Consider the following 25,802-nt stretch of genomic DNA (forward strand, 5'->3'; position numbering starts at 1 on the left):
GCGCCGGCACGCGGTGCGTGCCGGCGGCGGGGCGGGGCTGGCCGTCAGGCCATCCGGTTCTTCGCGAGCGGCGGATTCGCGGCGAAGTAGCGCTTGATGCCACGGAAGATCGCGTCGGCCATCTGGTCGCGATAGCTGTCGTCGTTCAGCCGGCTCTCTTCTTCCGGGTTGCTGATGAACGCGGTCTCGACGAGGATCGACGGAATGTCGGGCGCCTTCAGCACCGCGAACCCGGCCTGCTCGACCGAGCCCTTGTGCAGCTTGTTGATGCCGCCGACTTCCTTCAGTACGTAGTTGCCGTAGCGCAGCGAATCGCGGATCTGCGCGGTCGTCGACATGTCGAACAGCGCGCGGTTCACGGCCGCGTCCGCCGTCTTAATGTTGATGCCGCCGATCAGGTCCGACGAATTCTCCTTGTTCGCCATCCAGCGCGCTGCGGCGCTCGTCGCGCCATGATCCGACAGCGCGAACACCGACGAGCCGCGCGCGGACGGCGTCGTGAACGCGTCCGCGTGAATCGATACGAACAGATCCGCGCCCACGCGGCGCGCCTTCTGCACGCGTACGTTCAGCGGCACGAAGAAGTCGGCGTCGCGCGTCATCATCGCGCGCATGTTCGGCGCGCCGTCGATCTTCGCGCGCAGCTTCTTCGCGATGTCGAGCGCGATGTGCTTCTCGTACGTGCCGCCGCCGCCGATCGCGCCCGGATCCTCGCCGCCGTGGCCCGGATCGATCGCGACCGTCAGCAGGCGTACCGTGCCGCCCTTGCCGGATTTCGGCGCGGTGAACTTGTAGGTGTCGCCGTCGTCGTCGCTGTCGTCGCGGCGCGCGATGACGGGCGGCGGCTTGACGGCCGGCTTCGCGGGCGTCGAAGGCGTGCCGGCGGCCGGCGGCGTGTGCGGCGTGGCCGGCGTGTTCTGCGCGAAGCGCTGGAAGAACGCGTCGCTGTTGTCGCCGCCGGCCGGCGGCACCGGGGGCGTGCCCGGGCCGGCCAGCGTGGTCGGCGGCTGCATCTGCTGCGCGCGCGCCGTATCGTTGAGCGCCTGCTCCTTGCGTTCCGTCTGCGCGATCAGGTCGGACAGCGGATCGGGCGCGACGGCCGGATACAGGTCGAACACGAGCCGGTACTTGTAGGTGCCGACCGGCGGCAGCGTGAACACCTGCGGCTTCACCGAGCCTTTCAGGTCGAACACCATCCGCACGACGTGCGGCTGATATTGGCCGACGCGCACCGACTGGATCTGCGGGTCGTTCGGCGCGATCTTCGACACGAGGTCGCGCAGCGCCTGGTCGAGATCGAGGCCGGTCAGGTCGACGACGAGACGGTCGGGACCCTGCAGCAGCTGTTGGCTATTCTGCAGCGGCTGGTCGGATTCGATCGTGACGCGCGTGTAATCGCGCGCGGGCCACACGCGCACGCCGAGCACCGACGACGCGTGTGCGAGCCGCGGTGCGACGAGACCGAGCACCAGCGTCGACGCACCCGCGCACAGGATCTGGCGGCGCCGCCAGTTGTGCGTCGCGGTGGCCGCCGATTCGATCGAGCGGAACGGTTTGATCAACATCTTTCGAGACATGCCTTTCCTGAAGCGCTATACGCCCGGACGGTGAGGGCGCGGCCGTCGCCATCCACGTCGAGCGAGAAAACCAGATCGGGCACGCCGAGCAGGGCGCCCGCCTGTTGCGGCCATTCGACGAGGCAGATCGCGCTGGAATTGAAATATTCGCGAAAGCCTGCATCGGACCATTCGGCCGGATCGTTGAATCGATACAGATCGAAGTGATAGACCTCGAGTTCCCCATCGCTGCGTTCGAGCGCGTACGGCTCGACGAGCGTATAGGTCGGGCTGCGCACGCGGCCCTGGTGGCCGAGGCCGCGCAGGATCGCGCGCACGAGGGACGTCTTGCCCGCGCCGAGATCGCCGACCAGCTGGATCTGCAGCCCGTCGAACGCATGCGCGCGGGTGAGTTCGATGCGCGCCGCGTCGAGCGCGTGCGCGAAGCGGGTGCCGAAGGCCTCGGTCGCCGCTTCGTCGGCGAGCGCGATCACGCGCTCCGCGGACGGGGCGGGCAGCATGGCGGCATGAGGCGATTGGCTGGACGTGGCTGGCATTCTCGTAAAATAGTGCGATGAACCGATTACCGGAACTCGCCGCATCCGACAGACCTTCGACTCATGCCGAAGGCGCGGCGCCGTGCGCGCTCGATGATGCGGCGTTGACTGCGCTCGCCGCTCGCATCAGGGCGTGGGGGCGCGAATTGGGTTTCGGGGCGATCGGCATCAGCGATACCGATCTCTCGGATGCCGAAGCAGGCCTCGCCGCCTGGCTGGAAGCCGGATACCACGGCGAAATGGATTATATGGCGAAACATGGGATGAAACGCGCGCGCCCGGCCGAACTTGTGGCCGGTACGCGACGTGTGATTTCCGTGCGGCTCGCCTATTTGCCGGCCCAGACGGTCGCTGGCGACGCGCCCGGCGGCGAGCCCGGCGCGCTCGCACCGCACGACTGGCGCGCGCGCGAACGGGCGCGGCTTGACGATCCGCAGGCGGCAGTCGTGTCGATCTATGCACGCGGCCGCGACTATCACAAGGTGCTGCGCAACCGGCTGCAGACGCTCGCCGAGCGCATCGAGCGCGAGATCGGCGCGTTCGGCTACCGCGTGTTTACCGATTCGGCGCCGGTGCTCGAGGTCGAGCTCGCGCAGAAGGCCGGTGTCGGCTGGCGCGGCAAGCACACGCTGCTGTTGCAGCGCGATGCCGGCTCGCTGTTCTTCCTCGGCGAGATCTACGTCGACCTGCCGCTGCCGACCGACGCGCACACGTCGCCCGATACCGCACCCGAGACGCCGGGCGCGCACTGCGGCAGTTGCACGCGCTGCATCGACGCGTGCCCGACCGGCGCGATCGTCGAGCCGTACCGCGTCGACGCGCGCCGCTGCATCTCGTACCTCACGATCGAACTGAAAGGCAGCATCCCCGAAGCATTGCGCCCGATGATCGGCAATCGCGTGTACGGCTGCGACGACTGCCAGCTCGTGTGCCCGTGGAACAAGTTCGCGCAGGCCGCCCCCGTCGCCGATTTCGACGTGCGGCATGGCCTCGACCGCGCGACGCTCGTCGAGCTGTTCGCGTGGGACGCCGACACGTTCGATACGCGGATGCAGGGCAGCGCGATCCGGCGCATCGGCTATGAAAGCTGGCTGCGCAATCTCGCGGTCGGGCTCGGCAATGCGTTGCGTGCGGATTCGGACCGGCTCGCGCCGCCGGCGCGCGACGCGATCGTCGCCGCGTTGCGCGCGCGGGCCGACGATCCGTCGCCGGTCGTGCGCGAGCATGTCGAATGGGCGCTGCGTGCCGCGTGAAGGCGGCGTAAAGTGTCGTCGGAGCGCGGCAGTGAGCACGCATACATCGGTCAGGAGAAGACAATGTTCAACGCAGTCATCGACGCGCCGTTCGGCAAGGTCGGCGTCCGCACGGACGCCGCGGTGGTGCGCGAGATCGTCTATCTGCCCGAATCGGTGAAGTCGGTCGATCCGGATTCGCCGCTCGCGAAGCGCGCGGTCAAGCAGATCGAACGTTATTTCGAGCGCGCGTCGGCGCGCTTCGACCTGCCTCTCGCCGAAGTCGGCAGCGCGTTCCAGCACCGCGTGTGGGACGTGATCAGCGATATCCCGCCCGGCACCGTGCTGACCTACGGCCAGGTCGCGAAGCGGATCGGGAGTGCGCCGCGCGCGGTTGGGCAGGCATGCGGCGCGAACTATTTCCCGCTCGTGATTCCATGCCATCGCGTCGTTGCGGCGGGCGGCCTCGGCGGCTTCGCGAACCACGACGACAACGGCTATTACCAGAAAGTGAAGCGCTGGCTGCTGGCGCACGAAGGCGTGCCGTACTGATGAGTGAACCATTGATGACCCCCGAAGCCGACGGCGATGCCGCCGCGGCCTCGCCCGCGCTGCTCGCGAGCCGCGCGTCGATCGACGTGTTCTGCGATGCGCTGTGGCTGGAGCACGGGCTCGCGCGCAACACGCTCGACGCATACCGGCGCGATCTGGTGCTGTTTTCCCAATGGCTGGCCGAGACGCACGACGCGCCGCTCGATGTGGCCGACGAGGCGATGGTGACGGGCTACATCGCCGCGCGCAGCGACGGCAAGGCGACGTCGTCGAACCGGCGGCTGTCGGTGTTCCGTCGCTATTACGGCTGGGCCGTGCGCGAGCATCGCGTGAGCGCCGACCCGACGCTGCGGATCACGTCCGCGAAACAGGCGGCGCGGTTTCCGTCGACGTTGTCCGAGGCGCAGGTCGAGGCGCTGCTCGGCGCGCCCGACGTCGGCACGCCGCTCGGCCTGCGTGATCGCACGATGCTCGAACTGATGTATGCGAGCGGGCTGCGCGTGAGCGAGCTCGTGACGCTGAAGACGGTCGAGGTCGGCCTGAACGAAGGCGTCGTGCGCGTGATGGGCAAGGGTTCGAAGGAGCGGCTCGTGCCGTTCGGCGAAGTCGCGCACGGCTGGATCGAGCGCTACCTGCGCGATGCGCGGCCGGCGCTGCTCGGTGCGCGCGCGGCCGATGCGCTGTTCGTGACCGCGCGCGGCGACGGGATGACGCGCCAGCAGTTCTGGAACATCATCAAGCGTCACGCGCAGCAGGCCGACGTGCGCGCGCACCTGTCGCCGCACACGCTGCGGCATGCGTTCGCGACGCACCTGCTGAACCACGGCGCCGACCTGCGCGTCGTGCAGATGCTGCTCGGTCACAGCGACATCTCGACCACGCAGATCTACACGCACGTCGCGCGCGAGCGGCTGAAGACGCTGCACGCGCAGCACCATCCGCGCGGCTAGTCCGCCCGGTGCGTGCCGCCGTGCGCGCCGGCCGGTGTCAGGCCAGGTCGCGCAGCTTGTGCTTCAGCACCTTGCCGGTCGATGCAGCCGGCAGCGCGTCGAGCACGCGGATGTGCGCAGGGCGCTTGTAAGGCGTGAGCCGTTCCGCGCACCACGCGTGCAGTGCGGCTTCGTCCGCAGTCGCGCCGGGCGCCAGCTCGACGAACGCGAGCACTTCCTCGTTGCCTTCGACCGCGCGGCCGATCACGGCCGCCTGCACGACGTCCGGATGCGCGTTCAGCACCTGCTCGACTTCGACCGGATACACGTTGAAGCCCGACCGGATGATCAGCTCCTTGCTGCGGCCCGCGATCGTCACCGCGCCATCGGCCTCCTGTCGCGCGAGATCGCCGGTGCTCAGCCAGCCGTCCGGCGACACGGCCGCGCGCGTCGCGTCCGCGTTGCGGTAGTAGCCGAGCATCACGTTCGGCCCGCGCACGCGAATCTCGCCGACTTCGCCCGGTGGCACGTCGGTGCCGTCCGGCGCGACGATCCGCATCTCGACGCCCGGAATCGGTACGCCGACCGAACTGTCGGCACGCGGCGCGTCGAGCGGCGTCTGCGTGATCGTCGGGCTGCTTTCGGTCATCCCGTAGCCGTTGTGCAGCGGCACGCCGTACTGGCGCTCGACGCGCGCCTTCAGGTTCGCGTCGAGCGGCGAGCCGCCCGAATACGCGAAGCGCAGGCGCGGCGCATGCCATGCGTGGCCGTGCGTGTGCAGGTGTTCGAGCAGCTTCGCGTGCATCGCGGGCACGCCCTGGAAAATCGTCACGCCTTCGTCGGCGAGCGCGACGCGCACGGCTTCCGGCGAGAAGCGCGGCGCGAGCCGCAGCGTCGCGCCGGCGTACAGGCTGCCGAGGCAGACCGACGCGAGCCCGTACACGTGCGACACGGGCAGCACCGTGTAGACGACATCGTCGGGCGACACACGGCGCAGCGTGCTCGACGTTGCGGCAATGAACAGCAGGTTGCGGTGCGACAGCATCACGCCTTTCGGCGTACCGGTCGTGCCGGTCGTGTAGATCAGCGCCGCACATTGCGCGGCGCTGTCGGTCGCGACCGGTTCGGTGGGTGCGCTCGCGTCGATGCGATACGACCACGCGCCGATGTCGACCGGCAGTGCGCCAGCGGGCGTCGCGCCGAGCCGAGCGGCATGCGCGCGCGCATCGGGCGATGCGTCCGTCGCGAATGCGACCAGCTTCGGGCGCGCGTGCGCGGCAATCGCATCGAGTTCGCCGGCCGACAGCCGTGCGTTCGACACGAGCGCCCACGCGTCGAGACGAGCGACCGCGAACAGCAGCACGATCTGCGCGACGCAGTTTTCCGCGACGATCATCACGCGGTCGCCGCCTTGCACGCCGAGGCTCGCGAGCCGCGCGGCCGCCGCATCGACGGCCTGCGCCAGCTCGCCGTACGACAGGCGGCGCGCATCTTCGATCAGCGCCGGATGCGCGGGCGCCTGCGCGGCCCAGCGCGCGGGCACGTCGGCGATGCGGCGCGGCAGCGCGGCGAGCAGGGCGTCGACGTCGAGCGACTCGGATGAACGGATGGGCGAGGGCATGGCGTCTCCAGAAAAGGGGCCGGGCGGCGGCTTGACGATGTTTGCGAACGATCGTGCCACGACGGCGCATGCACCACAATCGGCCAATCGGGCAATAGCACTTCGCGATGTCCGCAATGATGATGGGCGGAATCGTGGCGGCGGCGCGGGCGGCCGTCCGGCGGAAAACGGGTCGCGAGTATAACGCCGGCCCGCGCACGCCGCCGCCCGCCCGCCGGTCGTTCGCCATTAAAATGCCGCCATGAGCAAATCCAGACACGTGTCCGAAACCCCCGCGACCCAGCTGTTGCGCCGCCATGGCGTGACGTTCGGCGAGCATCCGTACGACTACGTCGAGCACGGCGGCACCGGCGAATCGGCGCGCCAGCTCGGCGCGGACGAGCACTGCGTCGTGAAGACGCTCGTAATGGAAGACGAGCACGCGAAGCCGCTGATCGTGCTGATGCACGGCGACCGCACCGTGTCGACGAAGAACCTCGCGCGGCAGATCGGCGCGAAGCGCGTCGAGCCGTGCAAGCCCGAGGTCGCGAACCGCCATTCGGGCTATCTCGTCGGCGGCACGTCGCCGTTCGGCACGCGCAAGACGATGCCCGTCTACGTCGAGGCGACGATCCTCGAATTGCCGACGATCTACCTGAACGGCGGCCGCCGCGGCTACCTCGTCAGCCTCGCGCCGGCGGTACTCGTGTCATTGCTCGGCGCGCAGCCGGTGCAGTGCGCGAGTGTCGACTGAGGGTTTCACCTTCGTGGCACCCCGCGCCCGTTCGGTAGAATGGGCGCCGTTTCGGCCTGCCGGCTCGCCGTGCACGGCCGTCCCTTTACCGATACGTTGAAAGAAGAGTCCTCCGCATGCAGATCCTGCTCGCCGCCCTCGTTGCCTACCTGATCGGTTCGGTGTCGTTCGCCGTCGTCGTCAGTTCCGCGATGGGCCTGGCCGACCCGCGTTCGTACGGGTCGAAGAATCCCGGCGCGACCAATGTGCTGCGCAGCGGCAACAAGAAGGCCGCGATCCTGACGCTCGTCGGCGACGCGTTCAAGGGCTGGGTTGCCGTCTGGCTCGCACGACGCCTGGGCCTGCCCGACGTCGCCGTCGCGTGGGTCGCGATCGCCGTGTTCCTCGGCCACCTGTATCCGGTGTTCTTCCGCTTCCAGGGCGGCAAGGGCGTCGCGACCGCGGCCGGCGTGCTGCTCGCGGTGCACCCGGTGCTCGGGCTCGCGACGGCGCTGACCTGGCTGATCGTCGCGTTCTTCTTCCGCTACTCGTCGCTCGCGGCGCTGGTGGCGGCCGTATTCGCGCCGGTGTTCGACGTGTTCCTGTTCGGCACCGGCCACAACCCGGTTGCGTGGGCCGTGCTCGCGATGAGCGTGCTGCTCGTGTGGCGTCACCGCGGCAACATCTCGAAGCTGCTCGCGGGGCAGGAAAGCCGGATCGGCGACAAGAAGAAGGCGGCCGCGGACGGCGGCGCGCAGGACGGCGGGAAAGCCTGAGAAAGCGCGGCGCCTGCCGCGCGCCGGGCGCGCCGCGTGTGCGGGGCCCGGCGGGATGACGTGACGGATCGGCTGGCGATCAGTCGCGGAAGTTGTTGAAGTCGAGCGGCGTGTCGGTCACGTCCTTGCGCAGCATCGCGATCGTGCTCTGCAGGTCGTCGCGCTTGGTGCCCGAGATGCGCACCGCATCGCCCTGGATGCTCGCCTGCACCTTGATCTTGCTGTCCTTCACGAGCCGCACGATCTTCTTCGCGAGATCGCCGGTCACGCCCTTCTTCACGGTGACGATCTGCTTGACCTTGTCGCCGCCGATCTTCTCGACCTTGCCGTAGTCGAGGAAGCGCACGTCGACGTTGCGCTTGGCCAGCTTGCCGATCAGCACGTCCTTGACCTGGCCGAGCTTGAAATCGTCGTCGGCGAACAGCGTCAGCTCGCGTTCCTTCTGCTCGACGCGTGCGTCGGAGCCCTTGAAGTCGAAGCGCGTCGAAATTTCCTTGTTCGACTGCTCGATGGCGTTCTTCACTTCGATCATGTTCGCTTCGGAAACGACGTCGAACGATGGCATGGTTTTCTCCCTTGAGATGCGGGCACCCGGCTCGCGCGCGGGCACTCGCTATAATTGCGGACTGTTTGCCATTTTACCGATGCCCCTCCGTTTGCCCAAGGCCGGCCATGTGCCGCCCGGGCCGACGTGACCGCGAATGCCGATGCCTCCTGACGATTCCGCCCTGTCGCTGCTCCCCGACCATCCGCTCGCCGCGCACAACACGTTCGGCATCGCCGCGACCGCGCGCCTTGCCGCGCGCATCACGCATGCGTCGCAGTTCGAGGCGCTGCACCGCGACCCGCGCGTCGCGAACCTGCCGCAGTTCGTGCTCGGCGGCGGCAGCAACGTCGTGTTCACGCGCGATTTCGACGGCGTCGTGCTGTTCGACGAGATCAGCGGCCGCCGTGTCGTGCGCGAGGACGACGACGCGTGGTACGTCGAGGCAGGTGGCGGCGAGAACTGGCACGCATTCGTCGCGTGGACGCTCGAGCACGGGATGCCGGGCCTCGAGAACCTCGCACTGATTCCCGGCACCGTCGGCGCCGCGCCGATCCAGAACATCGGCGCGTACGGCCTCGAAATGAAGGCATATTTCGACTCGCTGGTCGCGGTCGAGCTGGCGACGGGGCGCAGCGAGCGCTTCGACGCCGCGCGCTGCGCGTTCGGCTACCGCGACAGCTTCTTCAAGCGGGAAGGGCGCGGCCGGTTCGCGATCGTGTCGGTGACGTTCCGGCTGCCGAAGCAATGGGCGCCGCGGCTCGGCTACGCGGACGTCACGCGCGAGCTCGACGCGCGCGGCATCGCGACTGATGCGACGACGCCAAGCGACGTGTTCGACGCGGTCGTCGCGATCCGCCGCGCGAAGCTGCCCGATCCGCTCGTGCTCGGCAACGCGGGCAGTTTCTTCAAGAATCCGGTGATCGACGCCGCGCAGTTCGAGGCGCTGCGCGCCCGCGCACCCGAGGTCGTGTCGTATCCGCAGCCGGACGGGCACGTGAAGCTGGCGGCCGGCTGGCTGATCGACCGCTGCGGCTGGAAGGGCCGGGCACTCGGTGCGGCGGCCGTGCACGACCGCCAGGCGCTCGTGCTCGTCAATCGCGGCGGTGCGACGGGCGCCGACGTGCTCGCGCTGGCGCAGGCGATCCAGGCCGACGTGCGTGCGCAATTCGGGGTCGAGCTGGAAGCTGAGCCGGTCTGCCTGTAACGCGGGTTCCGCGCCGCTTTCCGCGCGCCCAAACAAAAAGCGCCGATCGTCGATCGGCGCTTTTTTTACGCGTGTGCGTTCCGGCGCGTCAGTGCTTGAGGCGGCCGAGCAGCAGGAACTCCATCAGTGCCTTCTGCACGTGCAGGCGGTTTTCCGCCTCGTCCCAGACGACGCTCTGCGGGCCATCGATCACGCCGGCCGTCACTTCCTCGCCGCGGTGCGCGGGCAGGCAGTGCATGAAGAGCGCATCCGGGTTCGCGTGGCCCATCATTTCCTCGTCGACGCACCAGTCGGCAAACGCCTGCTTGCGCGCTTCGTTCTCGGCTTCGAAGCCCATGCTCGTCCACACGTCGGTGGTGACGAGGTCGGCGCCCTTGCACGCTTCGTTCGGATCGTCGAACACCTCGTAGAACGGCGCGCTGCCGGGCGACACGAGCTTCATGTCGAGCGCATAGCCGGGCGGCGTGGACAGGCGCAGCTTGAAGCCGAGGATCTGCGCGGCTTCGATCCACGTGTAGAGCATGTTGTTCGCGTCGCCGACCCATGCGACGGTCTTGCCGGCGATCGGGCCGCGGTGCTCGTAGTACGTGAAGATGTCGGCGAGCACCTGGCACGGGTGGTAATCGTTCGTCAGGCCGTTGATCACCGGCACGCGGGAGTTTTCCGCGAAGCGCGTGATGACCTCCTGCTCGAACGTGCGGATCATGATGATGTCGACCATCCGCGAGATGACCTGCGCGGAATCCTCGACGGGTTCGCCGCGGCCGAGCTGCGTGTCGCGCGTGCTCATGAAGACGGCGTGGCCGCCGAGCTGGAAGATCCCGGCCTCGAACGACAGCCGCGTACGCGTCGAGCTCTTCTCGAAGATCATCGCGAGCGTGCGGTCGTGCAGCGGGTGATAGGTCTCGTAGTTCTTGAATTTGCGCTTCAGGATACCCGTGCGTTCGAGCACGTACTCGTAGTCTTCCAGCGAGAAATCCTTGAACTGCAGGTAGTGACGAATGGTTTTGGCGGTCATGAAGCGAAATACGGCGGGTTTCACCCGGCAGCGAGGCCGGACGGCGCCGCCGTCGGGTGTGGATAACTCAAAGCAGCATAAAGGATTTTCTGTGCTTTGACGAGCCGCGGAGCGAAGCGGGGCACGATCGCGACACGCAGCGGACGGCGCGGGAAGGCGGCCGTCGGGACGACGCGCGATGGCGCGCTGCGGTATAATTCGAAAGTTTTCTCCAGCCCGGCAGGCAAGGCTTTTCGCGCTCTGCCGGACACAAGCCGTGCGCTGCACAAATCCGGTGCAGTCCACCGGCGGCGCGCATCGACGTCCCGTTTTCGGGATGCCGGAATGCTTGTGCCGCCGTCCATTCCAGCTTTGTGTTCGCGTTTCCAGGCGCTGTTGCCTGGACATCGCCGGGCCGTCACTTGGGTAACCACATGGCTGAAACCCCTCCGACCGAATTCTTCATCCAGGGCATCACGAAAGACGGGAAAAAGTTTCGCCCGAGCGACTGGTCGGAACGTCTGGCCGGTGTGATGGCCTGCTTCGGGCCGGGGGCGAGCGGGCCGAATGCGCGTCTCAAGTATTCGCTGTACGTGCGTCCGACGATGCTCGGCGACCTGAAATGCGTGATCCTCGATTCGCGGCTGCGCGACATCGAACCGATGGCTTTCGATTTCGTGCTGAATTTCGCGAAGGACAACAACCTCGTCGTCACCGAGGCGTGCGAACTGCCGGATTACAACACGAAGAAGTGATGCCGACGGGCGAGGGCGCGTGCAGCGCCCGCCCCGGCAAGTGCTGCCGCTGCCGCGCATGATGACGCGCAGGCGGCAGACGACAAAAAAGCCCGCCTAGGCGGGCTTTTTTGCGATCGCAGGAAACAGGAACGCCCGCGGGAGCGGGCGCACCAGGTTTACGCTGCTGCCTGCAGGCCCTTGACGGCTGCGGCCAGGCGGCTCTTGCTGCGAGCGGCCTTGTTCTTGTGAACGATCTTCTTGTCGGCGATCGTGTCGATCGTCTTCACGGCAGCCTTGAACAGCTCGGCAGCCTTTGCTTGGTCGCCGGCGTCAACAGCCTTGCGAACCGACTTGATCGCGGTACGGAATTTCGAGCGCAGCGCCGAGTTGTGCGAGTTTGCCTTCGCGGCCTGGCGGGCGCGCTTGCGTGCTTGTGCGGAGTTAGCCATGACGGTTCCTTATCCTGTCCTGTTTCCAGAGCTTGGAGCCTGACGGCCAAGCGCTGCTTTTCGATCCGTCCCCTGAGAACGATTGCCCAGGGGCGCATAAAAAAACGGTGATTTTAACCGAGGCTAGGACATGAAAACGGCAGTTGCCGTGCATGTACGAGCCCAGAAACCGGAGATTATAGCAACAAAATCAAGCGTGTGGCAAGTTCGAAGTGACATTCGCCGGACGGGGCGCCGGCGGCGTGCGCGCTTTTCGGCATCGGCCGCTGGCCGGGTCGCGCAACGTCCGTATAATAAGCGCCCCATGAATCTATTCAGAGCCCTGCTGACGGTCAGCGGCTTCACGCTGCTGTCGCGCGTGACCGGACTGGCCCGCGAGACGCTGATCGCCCGTGCGTTCGGTGCCAGTCAATATACCGACGCGTTCTACGTCGCTTTCCGCATTCCGAACCTGCTGCGCCGCCTGTCCGCCGAAGGCGCGTTCTCGCAGGCGTTCGTGCCGATCCTCGCCGAGTTCAAGAACCAGCAGGGGCACGATGCGACGAAGGCGCTCGTCGACGCGATGTCCACCGTGCTCGCGTGGGCGCTTGCCGTGCTGTCGGTCCTCGGGATCGCCGGCGCGTCGTGGGTCGTGTTCGCGGTCGCGTCCGGCCTGCACACCGATGGCCAGGCGTTCCCGCTCGCGGTCACGATGACGCAGATCATGTTCCCGTACATCGTGTTCATCTCGCTGACGACGCTCGCGTCCGGCGTGCTCAACACGTACAAGAGCTTCTCGCTGCCCGCGTTCGCGCCGGTGCTGCTCAACGTCGCGTTCATTGCCGCAGCCGTGTTCGTCGCGCCGCACCTGAAGGTGCCGGTCTACGCGCTCGCGTGGGCCGTCATCGTCGGCGGCGTACTGCAGTTCCTCGTGCAGATGCCGGGGCTGAAGAAGATCGACATGGTGCCGCTGATCGGCCTGAACCCGCTGCGCGCACTGCGCCACCCGGGCGTGAAGCGCGTGCTCGCGAAGATGGTGCCCGCGACGTTCGCGGTGTCGGTCGCGCAGCTGTCGCTGATCATCAACACCAACATCGCGTCGCGGCTCGGGCAGGGCGCCGTGTCGTGGATCAACTACGCCGACCGCCTGATGGAATTCCCGACGGCGCTGCTCGGCGTCGCGCTCGGCACGATCCTGCTGCCGAGCCTGTCGAAGGCGCACGTCGACGCCGATTCGCATGAGTATTCGGCGCTGCTCGACTGGGGGCTGCGCGTCACGTTCCTGCTCGCGGCGCCGAGCGCGCTCGCGCTGTTCTTCTTCGCGACGCCGCTCACCGCGACGCTGTTCAACTACGGCAAGTTCGACGCGCATACCGTCACGATGGTCGCGCGCGCGCTCGCGACCTACGGGATCGGCCTCGTCGGCATCATCCTGATCAAGATCCTCGCGCCGGGCTTCTATGCGAAGCAGGACATCAAGACGCCCGTGAAGATCGCGATCGGCGTGCTGATCGTCACGCAGATCTCGAACTACGTGTTCGTGCCGCTGATCGGCCACGCGGGCCTGACGCTGAGCATCGGCGTGGGCGCGTGCCTGAATTCGCTGCTGCTGTTCCTCGGGCTGCGCAAGCGCGGCATTTACCAGCCGTCGCCGGGCTGGCTGCGCTTCTTCGTGCAGCTCGTCGGCGCGACGCTCGTGCTCGCGGGCCTGATGCACTGGTGCGCGATCAGTTTCGACTGGACGGGGATGCGCACGCAGCCGCTCGACCGCATCGCGCTGATGGCGGCGTGCCTCGTGCTGTTCGCTGCACTATATTTCGGTATGTTGTGGGTGATGGGCTTCAAATACGCTTACTTCAGAAGGCGCGCCAAGTGACGACCGCAATGACTCGCGTCCTCGACTACTTCAGCACGCTCGTGGCGGACGACGACAGTCTGCCCGTCACGGAAACCGCGCTGTCGCTGGCGCAGGACGCGTATCCGGACCTCGACCTGCAGGGTACGCTGGCCGAACTCGACATGCTGGCGGCGCGGCTGCGCCGGCGGTTCGCCGACGATGCGGACCTGAAGGGCCGCGTCGCCGCGCTGAACGACTTCTTCTTCCGCGAACTCGGCTTCTCGTGCAATCACAACGATTACTACGACCCCGATAACAGCCACTTGAATGCCGTGCTGAAACGGCGGCGCGGGATCCCGATCTCGCTGTCGGTGCTGTACCTGGAGCTCGCCGAGCAGATCGGCGTGCCGGCGCGCGGCGTGTCGTTCCCCGGCCATTTCCTGCTGCGCGTCACGCTGCCGGACGGCGACCTGATCATCGATCCGACCAACGGTCATTCGCTGTCCGAAGCCGAGATGGTCGAGATGCTCGAGCCGTACGTCGCGCGCGCGGCCGGTGCGGTCGACAGTGCGTTGCGCGCACTGCTGCAACCGGCGACGAGCCGCGAGATCATCGCGCGGATGCTGCGCAACCTGAAGACGATCTATCTGCAGACGGAACGCTGGCAGCGGCTGCTCGCGGTGCAGCAGCGGCTTGTGATCCTGTTGCCCGAGCAGCTCGACGAGGTGCGCGACCGCGGCTTTGCGTATGCACGGCTCGACTACCTGCGTCCCGCGCTCGAGGATCTCGAGCAGTATCTCGGCGAGCGGCCCGAGGCGGACGACGCGACCGTCGTCGAATCGCAGGTCACCGAATTGCGGCAGCGCATGCAGCGCGACGGCGAGGACTGAGCCGCCATCGCGCCGTTTCCGGAACAAGAAAAAAACGCCCGCATCGCGGGCGTTTTTCATGGGCGCCTACTTCGGCTGCATCCGGATCGCGCCGTCGAGGCGGATCACTTCGCCATTGAGCATCGGATTCTCGACGATCTGGCGCACCAGCATCGCGTATTCGGCCGGTTTGCCGAGCCGCGGCGGGAACGGCACCATCGCGCCGAGCGCGTCCTGCACGTCCTGCGGCATGCCGAGCAGCATCGGCGTTTCGAACAGGCCGGGCGCGATCGTCATCACGCGGATGCCGCTGCGCGACAGATCGCGCGCGATCGGCAGCGTCATGCCTGCGACACCGGCCTTCGATGCCGCATAGGCGGCCTGGCCGATCTGTCCGTCGAAGGCGGCGACCGACGCGGTGCTGACGATCACGCCGCGCTCGCCTTCCGCGGTCGGCGCGGTCGCGGCCATCGCGGCGGCCGCGAGCCGGATCATGTTGAACGTGCCGACCAGGTTCACGTTGATCGTCTTCGCGAATACGTCGAGCGGGTGCGCGCCGTCCTTGCCGACGGTTTTCGCGGCCGGCGCGATGCCCGCGCAGTTCACGAGGCCGCGTAGCGTGCCCGCGTGCGTTGCCGCGTCGACGGCCGTCTGTGCGTCGGTTTCGCTCGACACGTCGCAGCGCACGAATACACCGCCCAGTTCGGTCGCGAGCGCAGTGCCTGCCGCTTCGTTCAGATCGGCGAGCACGACCGTACCGCCGGCCTGGGCAAGCATCCGTGCGGTGCCGGCGCCGAGGCCCGATGCGCCGCCCGTGATCAGAAACACGTTGCCGCGAATTTCCATGTCTGTCTCCTGTCGACCGCCCTTGGCGCTTTAGCGCTTAGGGAGGTCCCATGCAAAGCGTCGACCGCCCTTGGCGCTTTAGCGCTTGGGGCGATCCCATGCAAAGCGGTTGTTCTGTCCGATGCGCATTCATTGAAAGGCCAGCGCGCCGCGAGTGGACGCGGCACGCATTCAAGCGATTGTACGGGGCGTCGTCACGTGGAGGCGATAAACGCACGCTCGTGCGAATCTCGACCGGGCAAAAAAAGCCGCCCGAAAAGGGCGGCTCTTGCGGGTGCGCGACGCGCTGCTTACTTCAGTGCGTCAAACGCGCGCTCGCGGATTTCCTCGACAGCGCCGAGGCCCGAGATCTTGCGATACTGCGGTGCCTTCAGGCCGTTTTCCTCGCCGCGCTGCGCCCAGTCGCCGTAGTACGTGATCAGCGGCTTGGTCTGCGCTTCGTACACTTCGAGGCGCTTATTGACGGTTTCTTCCTTGTCGTCGTCGCGCTGGATCAGCGGTTCGCCCGTCACGTCGTCGTGGCCTTCGACCTTCGGCGGGTTGAACTTGACGTGGTACGTGCGGCCCGATGCCGGGTGCGTGCGGCGGCCGCTCATGCGCTCGATGATTTCCGAGAACGGGACGTCGATCTCGAGCACGTAGTCGATCGCGACGCCGGCTTCCTTCATCGCGTCAGCCTGCGCGATCGTGCGCGGGAAACCGTCGAACAGATAGCCGTTCGCGCAGTCGGATTCCTTCAGGCGCTCCTTGACGAGGCCGATGATCAGCGCGTCCGGCACGAGCTTGCCGGCGTCCATGTAGCCCTTCGCCTCGACGCCGAGCGGCGTGCCGGCCTTCACGGCCGCGCGCAGCATGTCGCCCGTCGAGATTTGCGGGATGCCGAACTTTTCCTTGATGAAGTTTGCCTGGGTGCCCTTTCCCGCGCCGGGCGCGCCCAACAGGATCAAACGCATGGTGATATCTCCAAGTATGTAGATTCGTGTGGCGAGCCTCAAAGGCGTCGGCGACAGCGGGCGCGGGGCTTGCCTGGCGCGCGGCGGGCCGGTCTGATGCGGCGCGTCGAGTTGGGCGACGCGCGGCTGCCGGCAGGGCCGCGGGCGGGGTCAAGCGAGGACGCGCTGGTCGCGGACGGCTCGCACAATCGCCTGATTATGCCACGGGTTATTTTGAACCCGGCTGAAAAAGGGCCTGCACGCGCGCGAGATCGGCCGGCGTGTCGATCCCGGCTTCGGGCGCGGACTCGGTGATCAGCACTGCGATGCGCTCACCGTGCCACAGCGCGCGCAGCTGTTCGAGCTGCTCGGCCTGCTCGATCGGCGCCTGCGCGAGCGACGGATAGGTGCGCAGGAAACGCGCGCGATACGCATAGAGCCCGATGTGCCGGTAGACCGGGAAAGCCGGTGCCGGCATGGTCGCGACGTCCGGCCAGTGCGGCTGGTACGCGTCGCGGCTCCACGGAATCGGCGCGCGCGAGAAGTACAGGGCGACGCTCTGCGCGTCGAGCGCGACCTTCACGACGTTCGGGTTGAACACGTCGGCCGCGTCGTGGATCGGGTGGGCCGCGGTCGCGATCGCGCAGGCCGGATGCGCGGCGAGGTGCGACGCCACGTCGCGCACGAGCACGGGGTCGATCAGCGGCTCGTCGCCCTGCACGTTGACGACGACGGTGTCGTCGCTCCATCCGAAGGCCGCCGCGACTTCCGCGAGCCGGTCGGTGCCGGACGGATGGTCGGCACGCGTGAGCACCGCTTCGAAGCCGTGGTCGCGCGCCGCGTCGAGCACGCTCTGCGCGTCGGAGGCGACGAGCACCTGCTGCGCGCCTGCTTCGCGTGCGCGCTCGGCGACGCGCACGACCATCGGCTTGCCGCCGAGATCGGCGAGCGGCTTGTTCGGAAGGCGCGTCGACGCGAGCCGGGCGGGAATGACGGCGATGAAGGGTTGCGGGTGAGTCATCGGGGATGAGCGGTGAGGAGAGCGGGGCGGGCGGCGCGTCCGGAGCCGGTCGGCCGGCAGGGCTCGGTACCCCGGCCGGGGCCGGGGCGCTGTCGGGCGATTTAGCGGCCGGCCGGATCGACCGGCGTGCCTTCGACGGTCTGGCGCGCTTCGTCGACGAGCATCACGGGGATGCCGTCACGGATCGGGTAGGCGAGCTTGTCCGCGTTGCAGATCAGCTCCTGCGCGGCGCGGTCGTAGTGGAGCGGGCCTTTGCAGATAGGGCACACAATGATTTCAAGCAGGCGAGCGTCCACGGAGTTTCTCCACAACGAGGGCAATGAGGCGAGGGTCGAGCGCGGCTTCGACGGGGACCACCCACAGTCGAGCGTCGCGCCAGGAAGCGCCCAATTTTACTGCATCCTTCTCGGTGATCAGGATTGCGTCGACGGCATCGTCGACGAACGGATTGTCGGCGAACGCGTAGTGGTCGGGCAGCGCGCGCGTCGCCGGCGCGAGACCGGCCGCGCGCAGCGTCGCGAAGAAGCGTTCCGGCGCGCCGATGCCGGCTGCGGCGAGCACGCGCTCGTGCGCGAACTGCGACAGCGGACGGCGCAGCGCGGGCTGGTCGAGGTGCCACGCGGCGCCCGGCTTCAGTGCGAGCGCGTAAGTGTCGGGCCATGGCGGCAGCGCGCCGCTGTACGGATCGTTGACGAGCGTCGCGTCGCGGTGCCGCGACAGCGGCTCGCGCAGCGGCCCGGCCGGCAGCAGGAAGCCGTTGCCGCCAAGCCGGTGGTCGAACACGACGAGTTCGACCGTGCGCGCGAGGCGGTAGTGCTGCAGGCCGTCGTCGCTGACGATCACGTCGACGTCCGGATGCGCGGCGCGCAGCGCCTGCGCGGCCGCGACACGATCGGGGCACACCCACACGGGCGCGCCGGTGCGGCGGGCGATCAGCAGCGGTTCGTCGCCGCCGACGCCGGCGCGCGACGCGGGCGTGACGGCGGTCGGCGCCTTCACGTTCGCGCCATAGCCGCGCGACACGACGCCGGGCGTGAAGCCGGCCGCGCGCAATGCGTCGACGAGCGCGATCACCGTCGGCGTCTTGCCGGTGCCGCCGACGGTCACGTTGCCGACCACGACGACCGGTACGCCGACGTCGACCGGCTGTTTCCACCCCTGCGTGTAGGCGGTACGTCGCAGCGCTGCGCAAAGGCCGAACACGCAGGCGAACGGCGTGAGCGCCCAGGCGAGCGCGCCGCGCCGCTGCCATTCGCGTGTCAGGCGCGCTTCGAGCCGCGCGAGCAGGCCGCCGGGCGCGCTCATCGGGCCGGGCGCGGCGCGTCGTGCGCCGCGGCGTGGGACGGATTCGTCAAGGCGGATTCTCCGTTGGGCGGCACATGCCGCGAGTTCTGCGGAAGGCGGCACTCTAGCGCGCCGCACGCCGGCGCGGCAAGCGCGACCGGCCGACGCAGCCTGCGGGGCCGGATCGCGACGGCCTGTGGATAACTCTGTGAAAAACTCCCTGCTCGATCACCTCAAACGCCCGCCGGGTGGGCTTCGAATCGGATGAGAATCATTCCGAAAGGTTTAAAAATCTATAAAAATCAATGTGTTATCGTGAATTGTCTGGTTTTTTCAGCGGTTTTCATGCGTTTTAGGCGGAAGATTGCCAAAGTGTGGACACCTTCCGCGTGCCACCGCGAATGCGGCCGGCGCTGGACGTCGAGCGCGTGTCGGACTATCGTGTCGCCGCCAGCATTCATCCGACCGCCCATGCTTTCCGACTCCTCTTTTTCCGCACCCGGCGCGACGCGCGGCGGCGACGAAGTGATTCCCGTTTCGGCGCTCAATCGCGCGATTTCGACGATGCTCGAGCGTTCGTTTCCGCTGTTGTGGATTTCGGGCGAAGTGTCGAATTTCACGCGTGCCGCGAGCGGCCACTGGTATTTCTCGATCAAGGACCAGCAGGCGCAGATGCGCTGCGTGATGTTCCGCGGCCGGGCGCAGTACGCGGAATTCACGCCGCGTGAAGGCGACCGGATCGAGGTGCGAGCGGTCGTCACGATGTACGAGCCGCGCGGCGAAGTGCAGCTCAACGTCGAGGCCGTACGGCGTACCGGGCAGGGGCGCCTGTACGAAGCGTTCCTGCGGCTGAAGGCGCAGCTCGAAGGAGAGGGCCTGTTCGCCCCCGAGCGCAAGCGGCCGCTGCCTGCCCACCCGCGTGCGATCGGCATCGTCACGTCGCTGCAGGCCGCCGCGCTGCGCGACGTGCTGACCACGCTCGCACGCCGCGCGCCGCACATTCCGGTGATCGTCTATCCGGCGCCCGTGCAGGGCGCCGGTTCCGCCGAGAAACTCGTCGCGGCCGTCGAGGCCGCGAATGCGCGCCGTGAGGTCGACGTGCTGCTCGTCTGCCGCGGCGGCGGCTCGATCGAGGATCTGTGGTCGTTCAACGACGAAGCGCTGGCGCGTGCGATCGCGGCGAGCGAATTGCCGGTCGTCAGCGGTGTCGGGCACGAAACCGATTTCACGATCGCGGACTTCGCGGCCGACCTGCGCGCGCCCACGCCCACCGGCGCGGCCGAGCTCGCGAGCCCCCAGCGCGCGCTGCTGCTGCGCGAGGTCGACGACCGCCAGCGTGCGCTCGCGCGCGGCATGGCGCGCCGGCTCGAACAGCGCGCGCAGCAGCTCGACTGGCTTTCGCGCCGGCTCGTGAGCCCGGCCGAGCGGCTGCAGCGGCAGCGTACGCACGTCGAGCAGCTCGCGGTGCGGCTTGCGTCGGCGGCGTCACGGCCGGTGCGCGATGCGCGTGCGCGTTTCGCGCTCGTGCAACTGCGCTGGCAGCGCGCGCGGCCCGATCCGTCGCAGGCACGCCAGGCGCTCGCGGGGCTGTCGCAACGTCTCACGGTTGCGTTGCAGCGCCGTCACGAACGCGACACGGCGCGTGTGTCAGCCTGTGCGGCACGGCTCGAGGTGCTGAGCCCGCAGCGCACGCTCGAGCGCGGCTATGCGGCGCTGATCGATGCGCAGACGGGCCGCGCGGTGCGTGCGCCGAGCGCGCTGAAGCCGCAGCGGCGCCTGACCGTGCATCTGGCCGAAGGCTCGGCCGACGTGTCGCTCGCCGACGTGCAGCCGAGACTGACCGATACGATCTGACGTAACCGTTGCAAGCGGACCGAAGGTTGCCGCAACGGACGCATCGCGCGCGGGAACGGAGGCTGCGCATCGTCCGGTTCGTCCGGCAGGACGATGCGCGAACATCGCTTTTCCGCATACATCGCTTTTCCGCATACTGCGGATAAATGGCCCGTGAGTTTGCGGGGTTATTCGGTCTCGCCTACAATCGGACGCTCGGCAGCATCCAACACAGCCTCCCTACATACTCAACGAAGGAATCGCCATGGCTCATACGCTCCCGCCGCTCCCGTACGCTGAAGACGCACTCGCGCCGACCATCTCGCTCGAGACGATCCAGTACCACTACGGCAAGCACCATCAGGCTTATGTGACGAACCTGAACAATCTGATCCCGGGCACGGAATTCGAAAACCTGTCGCTGGAAGAGATCGTGAAGAAGTCGTCGGGCGGCATCTTCAACAACGCCGCGCAGATCTGGAACCACACGTTCTTCTGGAACAGCCTGTCGCCGAACGGCGGCGGCGCACCGACGGGCGCGCTGGGCGACGCGATCAACGCGAAGTGGGGTTCGTACGACGCATTCAAGGAAGCGTTCACGAAGGCCGCAGTCGGCACGTTCGGTTCGGGCTGGGCATGGCTCGTGAAGAAGGCTGACGGTTCGCTCGACATCGTGTCGACGAGCAACGCAGCCACGCCGCTGACGACCGCCGACAAGGCACTGCTGACGATCGACGTGTGGGAACACGCGTACTACATCGACTACCGCAACGCACGTCCGAAGTTCGTCGAAGCGTTCTGGAACATCGTGAACTGGGACTTCGCAGCGAAGAACTTCGCGTAAGTCCGGCGCCTGCGCGCCGCCATGGCGCGCGGCACCCAGCAAAAAGCCCTCGAAACGAGGGCTTTTTTGTTTTTATCGTGCGGGAAAGCGGCGCGCTTGCCGGATCAGGCGGCCGGGCCGAGCGCCCAGCCGAGTGCCGCGCTCACGATCACGACGGCCCAGGGCGGCACGCGCCAGAACACCAGCGCGACGTACGCGACGAGCGCGGCGGCCAGGTCGCGCGGTGCGAGGATCGTGTCGGTCCAGACCGGGTGGTAGAGCGCGGCGAGCAGCAGTCCGACGACGGCTGCGTTCACGCCCGCGAGCGCGGCCTGCATGCGCGTGCTGCGGCGCAGGCGCTCCCAGAACGGTGCGGTGCCGGCAATGAGCAGGAACGACGGCGCGAAGATCGCGACCAGTGCGATCGTGCCGCCGAGCCAGCCGTTCGGCGCATCGCGCAGCGACGCGCCGAGGAACGCCGAAAACGTGAACAGCGGCCCCGGCACGGCCTGCGCGACACCGTACCCGGCGAGGAACGTCGAATCGCCGATCCAGCCGGGCGCGACCACGGCCGCCTGCAGCAGCGGCAGCACCACGTGCCCGCCGCCGAACACGAGCGCGCCGGTGCGGAAGAACGCATCGACGACGGCGAGCGTATCGGAGTGGAGCGCGCGGGCCGCGAACGGCAACGAGACGAGCAGCGCCGCGAACAGCGCGAGCCACAGCAGGCCCGCGCGATGCGACACGTGCAGCGGCAACGGTTCGTGTGCGTCGCGTGCCGGTTGCGGCAGCAGTGCGAGGCCGGCCGCACCGGCCGCGACGATCACCGCGATCTGCGTCCACGCGGCCGGCGCGAGCAATGCGACGCACGCGGCCGCGGCCATCAGCGTGACGTGGCGCGCATCGGGGCACAGCGTGCGCGCCATCCCCCAGACGGCCTGCGCGATCACCGCGACCGACACGATGCGCAGCCCGTGCAGCGCGCCGGCTTCGATCGGCGCGCCCGTCGCGTGAACGCCGAGCGCGAACAGCATCATCAACAGCGCCGACGGCAGCGTGAAGCCGAGCCACGCGGCGAACATGCCCGCATAGCCGGCGCGCGCGAGGCCGATCGCCATCCCGACCTGGCTGCTCGCAGGCCCCGGCAGGAACTGGCATAGCCCGACGAGATCCGCATACGTGCGTTCGGTGAGCCAGCCGCGCCGCGTGACGAATTCCGCGCGGAAGTAGCCGAGGTGCGCGACCGGGCCGCCGAACGACGTGAGGCCGAGCCGCAGGAACGCGACGAAGACGGGCCACGGATGGCGGGACGGGGCGGCGTCGGTCGATGGATTCAAGGCGGGGCGAGGGGAGAAGAGACGAACCGCCACGATAGCGCAACGCGGCGGCCGCAGGGCAACGTATGACAGCGCGGTGCGCGACGCTCAGCGCGTGCCGTCCCCCAGCCCGCTCGCGCGGCGCAGCGCGTCGATATCGACGAGCTCGATTTCGCCGACGTGCAGCCGCACGACGCCGTCGGCCTGCAGCGCCTTCAGCAACTGGTTGGTGGTCTGTCGCGTGATCGACAGCATCGACGCGAGCGTTTCCTGCGACAGCCGCACGCGCGTGCGCCCGGCGCTGATGCCGCCATAGCCGTCGGCGATCATCAGCAAGCGTGCGGCGAGTCGTTGCGCGGCCGGCATTACGCTCATCGACTCGACGGTCAGGAAGCTCAGGCGCAGCTTCTGCGCCATCAGCAGCGCGAACTGCCGCCAGTATTGCGGCGTTGCGTCGAGGATCGCGAGCAGCGCGGCCCGCGGGACGTGCAGCAGCAGCGCGTCGTCGAGCGCGATGGCGTCGTGGGTGCGCGGCTGGCCGTCGAACAGCGCGATTTCGCCGAACCACGTGACGGGCTCGGCCACCGTCAGCAGCGCTTCCTTGCCCTGCGGGTCGACCGCACCTATCGTGAGTGAACCGGCCAGGACCGCATACAGCCCGCACGGCGGGTCGCCGCGACGGAACAGCGCGTGGCCGGCCGGCAGGCGGCGCAGCACCGCACCGGCGACCAGGTCCGCGCGCAACGCGGGCGGCAGCGCGGCGAACCATGGGTTCGCTTCGATCTGCGGCAGGTACGGGGCGAGCGGAGCAGGCATGGATACGCGATGTCGGGTAGCTGACAGAGGTTCTCGGGCGTGTCGCGCATCATAGCGCTCAATAACCGACCAGGAGACGCGATGAAGACGCTCGAAGACCATCTTTCGCAGTATGCGGCCTACCACCGCGACGCGCGCAACATCGCGACGCACCTGGTCGGCATCCCGATGATCGTGTTCGCGGTCGAGGTGCTGCTGTCGCGGCCGGCGCTCGGGATGCTGGCCGGCATCGCGCTGTCGCCGGCGCTGCTGCTCGCGGTCGCGTTCGTCGTGTTCTACCTGCGCCTCGACCTGCGGTTCGGGCTCGTGATGACCGTGCTGTTCGCGCTCGGCCTGTGGGCCGCGCAGTCGCTCGCGTTGCTGCCGACGGCGCAATGGCTCGCGACCGGCATCGGCGCGTTCGTCGTCGGCTGGATCGTGCAGTTCGTCGGGCACTGGTTCGAAGGGCGCAAGCCCGCGTTCGTCGACGATCTGGTCGGGCTGATGGTCGGGCCGCTGTTCGTCGTCGCCGAAGTCGCGTTCTTCGCGGGGCTGCGCGGCGACGTGCGCCGCGAAGTCGAGCGGCGTGCCGGCCCCGTGCACGGCGGCGCGCACTCGCATGTCTGACGCGCCGGCCTGCGTGTTCGGCGCAGGCGCCGTCGGCTGTTATCTCGGCGGCCGGCTCGCAGCGGGCGGCGCGCACGTGACGCTCGTCGGCCGCGTGCGGATCGGCGATGCGATTCACCTGCACGGGCTCACGCTGACCGACCAGCGCGGCTACCGCGCGACGCTCGCGCCGGCCGATGTCGCGTTCGCGACCGATCCGGCCGCCGCGGCCGACGCACGGCTCGTGCTCGTCGCAGTGAAGTCGGCCGCGACGCGGGACACGGCCGCGCAGCTGGCCGGCGTGCTGCGGCCCGGCACGGTCGTGATCAGCTTCCAGAACGGCCTGCACAATGCCGACGTGCTGCGCGACGCGCTGCCGCAAGCGACCGTGCTGGCCGGCATGGTGCCGTTCAACGTGATCGAGCGCGGTCCCGGCGCGTTTCACCAGGGTTCGGCCGGCGCACTCGCGGCCGACGCGTCGCGCGCGCTGCAGCCGTTCGCCGGCGCATTCGCGCGCGCCGGGCTGCCGCTCGCGCTGCATCGCGACATGCCGGCCGTGCAGTGGGCGAAGCTGTTGCTCAACCTGAACAACGCGGTCAACGCGCTTGCGAACTTGCCGCTGCGCGACGAACTCGCGCAACGCGCGTACCGCCGCTGCGTCGCGCTGGCCCAGCGGGAGGCGCTGCACTGGCTGGCGCGGGCCGCGATTCGCCCGGCGCGGCTGACGCCGTTGCCGGCCGGCTGGATCCCTGCCGTGCTCGACCTGCCCGATGCGGCTTTCCGTGTGCTCGGCGGCCGGATGCTTGCGATCGACCCGCTGGCGCGCTCGTCGATGTCCGACGATCTTGCGGCGCGCCGCGCAACGGAAGTCGAGTGGATCAACGGTGAGATCGTGCGGCTGGCCGCGCGTTTCGGCGCACCGGCGCCTGTCAACGCGCGACTGTGCGCGCTCGTCCACGACGCCGAGGCCGCGGCCGTGCGCCCGGCATGGCGCGGCGACGCGCTTTGGGCCGAGCTGACCGCGCAGGCGCCACGCGCGGGCGACGTGCGGGCCGCGTAGCCCGGCTTCGGACGATCGCCGGTGCGGGCCGCGTGCGCGGCACCACAGGCCGGGTGCAACGGCTAAGATGCGGGGTGCGTCATACGACGCCTATGCGGAGCACTCACCATGGTGGATCGCCCGACGCTCGATGCGTACGACGCCCATGCCGCGCAATACGCGCAGGACTGGCTCGATCAGGCCGCACCCGACGACATGTACGCGCTGCTCGAACAGCATTTCTTGCCGGGGCCGACCGCGGACGTCGGTTGCGGTGCGGGTCGCGATACGGCCTGGCTTGCGTCGCGCGGCTTCGACGTGCGTGGCTACGACGCGAGCGCCGCGCTGCTCGCCGAGGCGCGGCAGCACCATCCGGACCTGAGCTTCGAACTCGCCGCGCTGCCGGCGCTGGCCGGCGTGCCCTCCGGCGTGTTTCGCAACGTGCTGTGCGAAACGGTCGTCATGCATCTCGAACAGGCCGATGCGGCGGCCGCCGCCGCGCGGCTGGCCGATCTGCTGATGCCGGGCGGCACGTTGTACCTGAGCTGGCGGGTGGCCGGAAACGGCACGTTGCGCGACGAGCGCGGTCGCCTCTATACGGCACTGGATTCGACGCGGATGCATGCGGCGCTCGGCGCCGGCGTGCACGTGATCGACGAGCACGAGGTCGTCAGCGCCTCGTCCGGCAAGCGTGTACACCGGTTGATCGTCCGCAAGGCGGCCGGCGCCGCGTGAAGGCGGCGCGCGGTCGCG

Annotated in this window: 27 protein-coding genes; 14 read left to right on the top strand and 13 right to left on the bottom strand. The window is 68.4% G+C overall.

The window, feature by feature from the left end; genetic code table 11:
* Nucleotides 1-44: 44 nt before the first annotated feature.
* Both U5809_RS06670 and tsaE read right to left on the bottom strand, forming a co-directional pair.
* Nucleotides 45-1,577 (bottom strand): N-acetylmuramoyl-L-alanine amidase, encoded by a 1,533-nt coding sequence (locus U5809_RS06670; RefSeq protein ID WP_282505843.1) that lies wholly within the window; start codon nucleotides 1,575-1,577, stop codon nucleotides 45-47.
* Entirely contained in the window at nucleotides 1,559-2,113 is a 555-nt protein-coding gene (tsaE, locus tag U5809_RS06675) for a tRNA (adenosine(37)-N6)-threonylcarbamoyltransferase complex ATPase subunit type 1 TsaE (protein ID WP_176051653.1), read from the bottom strand. Before tsaE ends, U5809_RS06670 begins: the two co-directional genes overlap by 19 nt.
* 17 nt (nucleotides 2,114-2,130) lie before the next feature.
* Here tsaE and queG point away from each other — a divergent pair, with 17 nt between their 5' ends.
* The 3 genes from queG (at nucleotide 2,131) to xerD (ending at nucleotide 4,847) form a co-directional block, all read left to right on the top strand.
* A complete protein-coding gene (queG, locus tag U5809_RS06680) occupies nucleotides 2,131-3,366 on the top strand; it encodes a tRNA epoxyqueuosine(34) reductase QueG (RefSeq protein ID WP_322085949.1) in 1,236 nt (411 codons plus the stop codon).
* 63 nt (nucleotides 3,367-3,429) lie between these two features.
* Nucleotides 3,430-3,897: a methylated-DNA--[protein]-cysteine S-methyltransferase gene (locus U5809_RS06685; RefSeq protein ID WP_176051655.1), complete on the top strand. Its 468-nt coding sequence runs from the start codon at nucleotides 3,430-3,432 to the stop codon at nucleotides 3,895-3,897.
* Nucleotides 3,897-4,847 (top strand): site-specific tyrosine recombinase XerD, encoded by a 951-nt coding sequence (gene xerD / locus U5809_RS06690; RefSeq protein WP_282505841.1) that lies wholly within the window; start codon nucleotides 3,897-3,899, stop codon nucleotides 4,845-4,847. Before U5809_RS06685 ends, xerD begins: the two co-directional genes overlap by 1 nt.
* Nucleotides 4,848-4,884: 37 nt before the next feature.
* Here the strand turns inward: xerD and U5809_RS06695 are convergent, their stop codons facing one another.
* Nucleotides 4,885-6,447 (bottom strand): class I adenylate-forming enzyme family protein, encoded by a 1,563-nt coding sequence (locus U5809_RS06695; protein WP_322085950.1) that lies wholly within the window; start codon nucleotides 6,445-6,447, stop codon nucleotides 4,885-4,887.
* 241 nt (nucleotides 6,448-6,688) lie between these two features.
* Here U5809_RS06695 and ybaK point away from each other — a divergent pair, with 241 nt between their 5' ends.
* Together ybaK and plsY are read left to right on the top strand one after the other, a co-directional pair.
* Nucleotides 6,689-7,180 carry a Cys-tRNA(Pro) deacylase gene (gene ybaK / locus U5809_RS06700; RefSeq protein ID WP_124456378.1) on the top strand — a complete coding sequence of 164 codons (492 nt, stop codon included), beginning with the start codon at nucleotides 6,689-6,691 and terminating at the stop codon, nucleotides 7,178-7,180.
* Between the two features lie 116 nt (nucleotides 7,181-7,296).
* Nucleotides 7,297-7,935 (top strand): glycerol-3-phosphate 1-O-acyltransferase PlsY, encoded by a 639-nt coding sequence (gene plsY / locus U5809_RS06705; RefSeq protein ID WP_282505839.1) that lies wholly within the window; start codon nucleotides 7,297-7,299, stop codon nucleotides 7,933-7,935.
* A gap of 79 nt (nucleotides 7,936-8,014) precedes the next feature.
* Here plsY and U5809_RS06710 read toward each other — a convergent pair whose 3' ends face one another.
* Nucleotides 8,015-8,500: a YajQ family cyclic di-GMP-binding protein gene (locus U5809_RS06710; protein WP_006482217.1), complete on the bottom strand. Its 486-nt coding sequence runs from the start codon at nucleotides 8,498-8,500 to the stop codon at nucleotides 8,015-8,017.
* A gap of 136 nt (nucleotides 8,501-8,636) precedes the next feature.
* Here U5809_RS06710 and murB point away from each other — a divergent pair, with 136 nt between their 5' ends.
* On the top strand, nucleotides 8,637-9,686 hold the full coding sequence (gene murB / locus U5809_RS06715; protein ID WP_322085951.1) for a UDP-N-acetylmuramate dehydrogenase: 1,050 nt from the start codon (nucleotides 8,637-8,639) through the stop codon (nucleotides 9,684-9,686).
* An 88-nt stretch (nucleotides 9,687-9,774) separates the two neighbouring features.
* Here the strand turns inward: murB and argF are convergent, their stop codons facing one another.
* Nucleotides 9,775-10,704, bottom strand: a complete 930-nt coding sequence (gene argF, locus U5809_RS06720) for an ornithine carbamoyltransferase (protein ID WP_176051660.1) — start codon at nucleotides 10,702-10,704, stop codon at nucleotides 9,775-9,777.
* Nucleotides 10,705-11,117: 413 nt separating this feature from the next.
* On the opposite strand from argF, the gene U5809_RS06725 reads away from it, so the two are divergent.
* Complete coding sequence (locus U5809_RS06725; protein WP_011546046.1) at nucleotides 11,118-11,438, top strand: DUF3579 domain-containing protein; 321 nt, start codon at nucleotides 11,118-11,120, stop codon at nucleotides 11,436-11,438.
* 158 nt (nucleotides 11,439-11,596) lie between these two features.
* Here the strand turns inward: U5809_RS06725 and rpsT are convergent, their stop codons facing one another.
* On the bottom strand, nucleotides 11,597-11,869 hold the full coding sequence (rpsT, locus tag U5809_RS06730; RefSeq protein WP_059233374.1) for a 30S ribosomal protein S20: 273 nt from the start codon (nucleotides 11,867-11,869) through the stop codon (nucleotides 11,597-11,599).
* Between the two features lie 304 nt (nucleotides 11,870-12,173).
* Between rpsT and murJ the strand changes: the two genes are divergently transcribed.
* Both murJ and U5809_RS06740 read left to right on the top strand, forming a co-directional pair.
* Nucleotides 12,174-13,724 carry a murein biosynthesis integral membrane protein MurJ gene (murJ, locus tag U5809_RS06735; protein ID WP_244137831.1) on the top strand — a complete coding sequence of 517 codons (1,551 nt, stop codon included), beginning with the start codon at nucleotides 12,174-12,176 and terminating at the stop codon, nucleotides 13,722-13,724.
* An 8-nt stretch (nucleotides 13,725-13,732) separates the two neighbouring features.
* Nucleotides 13,733-14,575 (top strand): SirB1 family protein, encoded by an 843-nt coding sequence (locus tag U5809_RS06740; RefSeq protein ID WP_282505834.1) that lies wholly within the window; start codon nucleotides 13,733-13,735, stop codon nucleotides 14,573-14,575.
* 66 nt (nucleotides 14,576-14,641) lie between these two features.
* On the opposite strand, the gene U5809_RS06745 is transcribed toward U5809_RS06740, so the two are convergent.
* From U5809_RS06745 to lpxK, 5 genes are all read right to left on the bottom strand, one after another.
* On the bottom strand, nucleotides 14,642-15,400 hold the full coding sequence (locus tag U5809_RS06745; protein ID WP_322085952.1) for an SDR family NAD(P)-dependent oxidoreductase: 759 nt from the start codon (nucleotides 15,398-15,400) through the stop codon (nucleotides 14,642-14,644).
* A gap of 290 nt (nucleotides 15,401-15,690) precedes the next feature.
* Complete coding sequence (adk, locus tag U5809_RS06750) at nucleotides 15,691-16,353, bottom strand: adenylate kinase (RefSeq protein WP_322085953.1); 663 nt, start codon at nucleotides 16,351-16,353, stop codon at nucleotides 15,691-15,693.
* A gap of 208 nt (nucleotides 16,354-16,561) precedes the next feature.
* Nucleotides 16,562-17,353, bottom strand: a complete 792-nt coding sequence (kdsB, locus tag U5809_RS06755; RefSeq protein WP_322085954.1) for a 3-deoxy-manno-octulosonate cytidylyltransferase — start codon at nucleotides 17,351-17,353, stop codon at nucleotides 16,562-16,564.
* Between the two features lie 101 nt (nucleotides 17,354-17,454).
* Nucleotides 17,455-17,649, bottom strand: a complete 195-nt coding sequence (locus U5809_RS06760) for a Trm112 family protein (protein ID WP_006482216.1) — start codon at nucleotides 17,647-17,649, stop codon at nucleotides 17,455-17,457.
* Nucleotides 17,630-18,658: a tetraacyldisaccharide 4'-kinase gene (gene lpxK, locus U5809_RS06765; protein ID WP_322085955.1), complete on the bottom strand. Its 1,029-nt coding sequence runs from the start codon at nucleotides 18,656-18,658 to the stop codon at nucleotides 17,630-17,632. The genes U5809_RS06760 and lpxK overlap by 20 nt, the downstream gene beginning before the upstream one ends.
* Nucleotides 18,659-19,108: 450 nt before the next feature.
* Here lpxK and xseA point away from each other — a divergent pair, with 450 nt between their 5' ends.
* The gene (gene xseA, locus U5809_RS06770; RefSeq protein WP_282505830.1) at nucleotides 19,109-20,491 is read left to right on the top strand and encodes an exodeoxyribonuclease VII large subunit; all 1,383 of its coding nucleotides are present in this window, start codon (nucleotides 19,109-19,111) and stop codon (nucleotides 20,489-20,491) included.
* 244 nt (nucleotides 20,492-20,735) lie between these two features.
* Entirely contained in the window at nucleotides 20,736-21,314 is a 579-nt protein-coding gene (gene sodB, locus U5809_RS06775; RefSeq protein ID WP_011352986.1) for a superoxide dismutase [Fe], read from the top strand.
* A 104-nt stretch (nucleotides 21,315-21,418) separates the two neighbouring features.
* On the opposite strand, the gene chrA is transcribed toward sodB, so the two are convergent.
* The gene (gene chrA, locus U5809_RS06780; RefSeq protein ID WP_322085956.1) at nucleotides 21,419-22,630 is read right to left on the bottom strand and encodes a chromate efflux transporter; all 1,212 of its coding nucleotides are present in this window, start codon (nucleotides 22,628-22,630) and stop codon (nucleotides 21,419-21,421) included.
* A gap of 87 nt (nucleotides 22,631-22,717) precedes the next feature.
* Entirely contained in the window at nucleotides 22,718-23,425 is a 708-nt protein-coding gene (locus tag U5809_RS06785) for a Crp/Fnr family transcriptional regulator (protein WP_322085957.1), read from the bottom strand.
* Between the two features lie 81 nt (nucleotides 23,426-23,506).
* Between U5809_RS06785 and U5809_RS06790 the strand changes: the two genes are divergently transcribed.
* The 3 genes from U5809_RS06790 to U5809_RS06800 all read left to right on the top strand — a co-directional run bounded on the left by U5809_RS06790 (nucleotide 23,507) and on the right by U5809_RS06800 (nucleotide 25,784).
* Nucleotides 23,507-24,031: a DUF962 domain-containing protein gene (locus tag U5809_RS06790; RefSeq protein WP_176050710.1), complete on the top strand. Its 525-nt coding sequence runs from the start codon at nucleotides 23,507-23,509 to the stop codon at nucleotides 24,029-24,031.
* The gene (locus U5809_RS06795) at nucleotides 24,024-25,070 is read left to right on the top strand and encodes a 2-dehydropantoate 2-reductase (protein WP_322085958.1); all 1,047 of its coding nucleotides are present in this window, start codon (nucleotides 24,024-24,026) and stop codon (nucleotides 25,068-25,070) included. Before U5809_RS06790 ends, U5809_RS06795 begins: the two co-directional genes overlap by 8 nt.
* Nucleotides 25,071-25,178: 108 nt before the next feature.
* Nucleotides 25,179-25,784, top strand: a complete 606-nt coding sequence (locus U5809_RS06800; RefSeq protein ID WP_322085959.1) for a class I SAM-dependent methyltransferase — start codon at nucleotides 25,179-25,181, stop codon at nucleotides 25,782-25,784.
* Nucleotides 25,785-25,802: the final 18 nt, after the last annotated feature.

The organism is Burkholderia sp. BCC1999, from assembly GCF_905339975.1.
Taxonomy (GTDB): domain Bacteria; phylum Pseudomonadota; class Gammaproteobacteria; order Burkholderiales; family Burkholderiaceae; genus Burkholderia.

Coding starts and splice junctions, on each gene's coding strand:
- xseA (WP_282505830.1), top strand. CDS start 19,109: ATGCTTTCCGACTCCTCTTTTTCCGCACCCGGCGCGACGCGCGGCGGC.
- queG (WP_322085949.1), top strand. CDS start 2,131: ATGAACCGATTACCGGAACTCGCCGCATCCGACAGACCTTCGACTCAT.
- murB (WP_322085951.1), top strand. CDS start 8,637: ATGCCGATGCCTCCTGACGATTCCGCCCTGTCGCTGCTCCCCGACCAT.
- rpsT (WP_059233374.1), bottom strand. CDS start 11,869: ATGGCTAACTCCGCACAAGCACGCAAGCGCGCCCGCCAGGCCGCGAAG.
- U5809_RS06740 (WP_282505834.1), top strand. CDS start 13,733: ATGACTCGCGTCCTCGACTACTTCAGCACGCTCGTGGCGGACGACGAC.
- argF (WP_176051660.1), bottom strand. CDS start 10,704: ATGACCGCCAAAACCATTCGTCACTACCTGCAGTTCAAGGATTTCTCG.
- U5809_RS06685 (WP_176051655.1), top strand. CDS start 3,430: ATGTTCAACGCAGTCATCGACGCGCCGTTCGGCAAGGTCGGCGTCCGC.
- U5809_RS06725 (WP_011546046.1), top strand. CDS start 11,118: ATGGCTGAAACCCCTCCGACCGAATTCTTCATCCAGGGCATCACGAAA.
- U5809_RS06800 (WP_322085959.1), top strand. CDS start 25,179: ATGGTGGATCGCCCGACGCTCGATGCGTACGACGCCCATGCCGCGCAA.
- U5809_RS06670 (WP_282505843.1), bottom strand. CDS start 1,577: ATGTCTCGAAAGATGTTGATCAAACCGTTCCGCTCGATCGAATCGGCG.
- murJ (WP_244137831.1), top strand. CDS start 12,174: ATGAATCTATTCAGAGCCCTGCTGACGGTCAGCGGCTTCACGCTGCTG.
- xerD (WP_282505841.1), top strand. CDS start 3,897: ATGAGTGAACCATTGATGACCCCCGAAGCCGACGGCGATGCCGCCGCG.
- kdsB (WP_322085954.1), bottom strand. CDS start 17,353: ATGACTCACCCGCAACCCTTCATCGCCGTCATTCCCGCCCGGCTCGCG.
- plsY (WP_282505839.1), top strand. CDS start 7,297: ATGCAGATCCTGCTCGCCGCCCTCGTTGCCTACCTGATCGGTTCGGTG.
- tsaE (WP_176051653.1), bottom strand. CDS start 2,113: ATGCCAGCCACGTCCAGCCAATCGCCTCATGCCGCCATGCTGCCCGCC.
- sodB (WP_011352986.1), top strand. CDS start 20,736: ATGGCTCATACGCTCCCGCCGCTCCCGTACGCTGAAGACGCACTCGCG.
- U5809_RS06745 (WP_322085952.1), bottom strand. CDS start 15,400: ATGGAAATTCGCGGCAACGTGTTTCTGATCACGGGCGGCGCATCGGGC.
- U5809_RS06710 (WP_006482217.1), bottom strand. CDS start 8,500: ATGCCATCGTTCGACGTCGTTTCCGAAGCGAACATGATCGAAGTGAAG.
- U5809_RS06790 (WP_176050710.1), top strand. CDS start 23,507: ATGAAGACGCTCGAAGACCATCTTTCGCAGTATGCGGCCTACCACCGC.
- lpxK (WP_322085955.1), bottom strand. CDS start 18,658: ATGAGCGCGCCCGGCGGCCTGCTCGCGCGGCTCGAAGCGCGCCTGACA.
- adk (WP_322085953.1), bottom strand. CDS start 16,353: ATGCGTTTGATCCTGTTGGGCGCGCCCGGCGCGGGAAAGGGCACCCAG.
- U5809_RS06695 (WP_322085950.1), bottom strand. CDS start 6,447: ATGCCCTCGCCCATCCGTTCATCCGAGTCGCTCGACGTCGACGCCCTG.
- U5809_RS06785 (WP_322085957.1), bottom strand. CDS start 23,425: ATGCCTGCTCCGCTCGCCCCGTACCTGCCGCAGATCGAAGCGAACCCA.
- ybaK (WP_124456378.1), top strand. CDS start 6,689: ATGAGCAAATCCAGACACGTGTCCGAAACCCCCGCGACCCAGCTGTTG.
- U5809_RS06795 (WP_322085958.1), top strand. CDS start 24,024: ATGTCTGACGCGCCGGCCTGCGTGTTCGGCGCAGGCGCCGTCGGCTGT.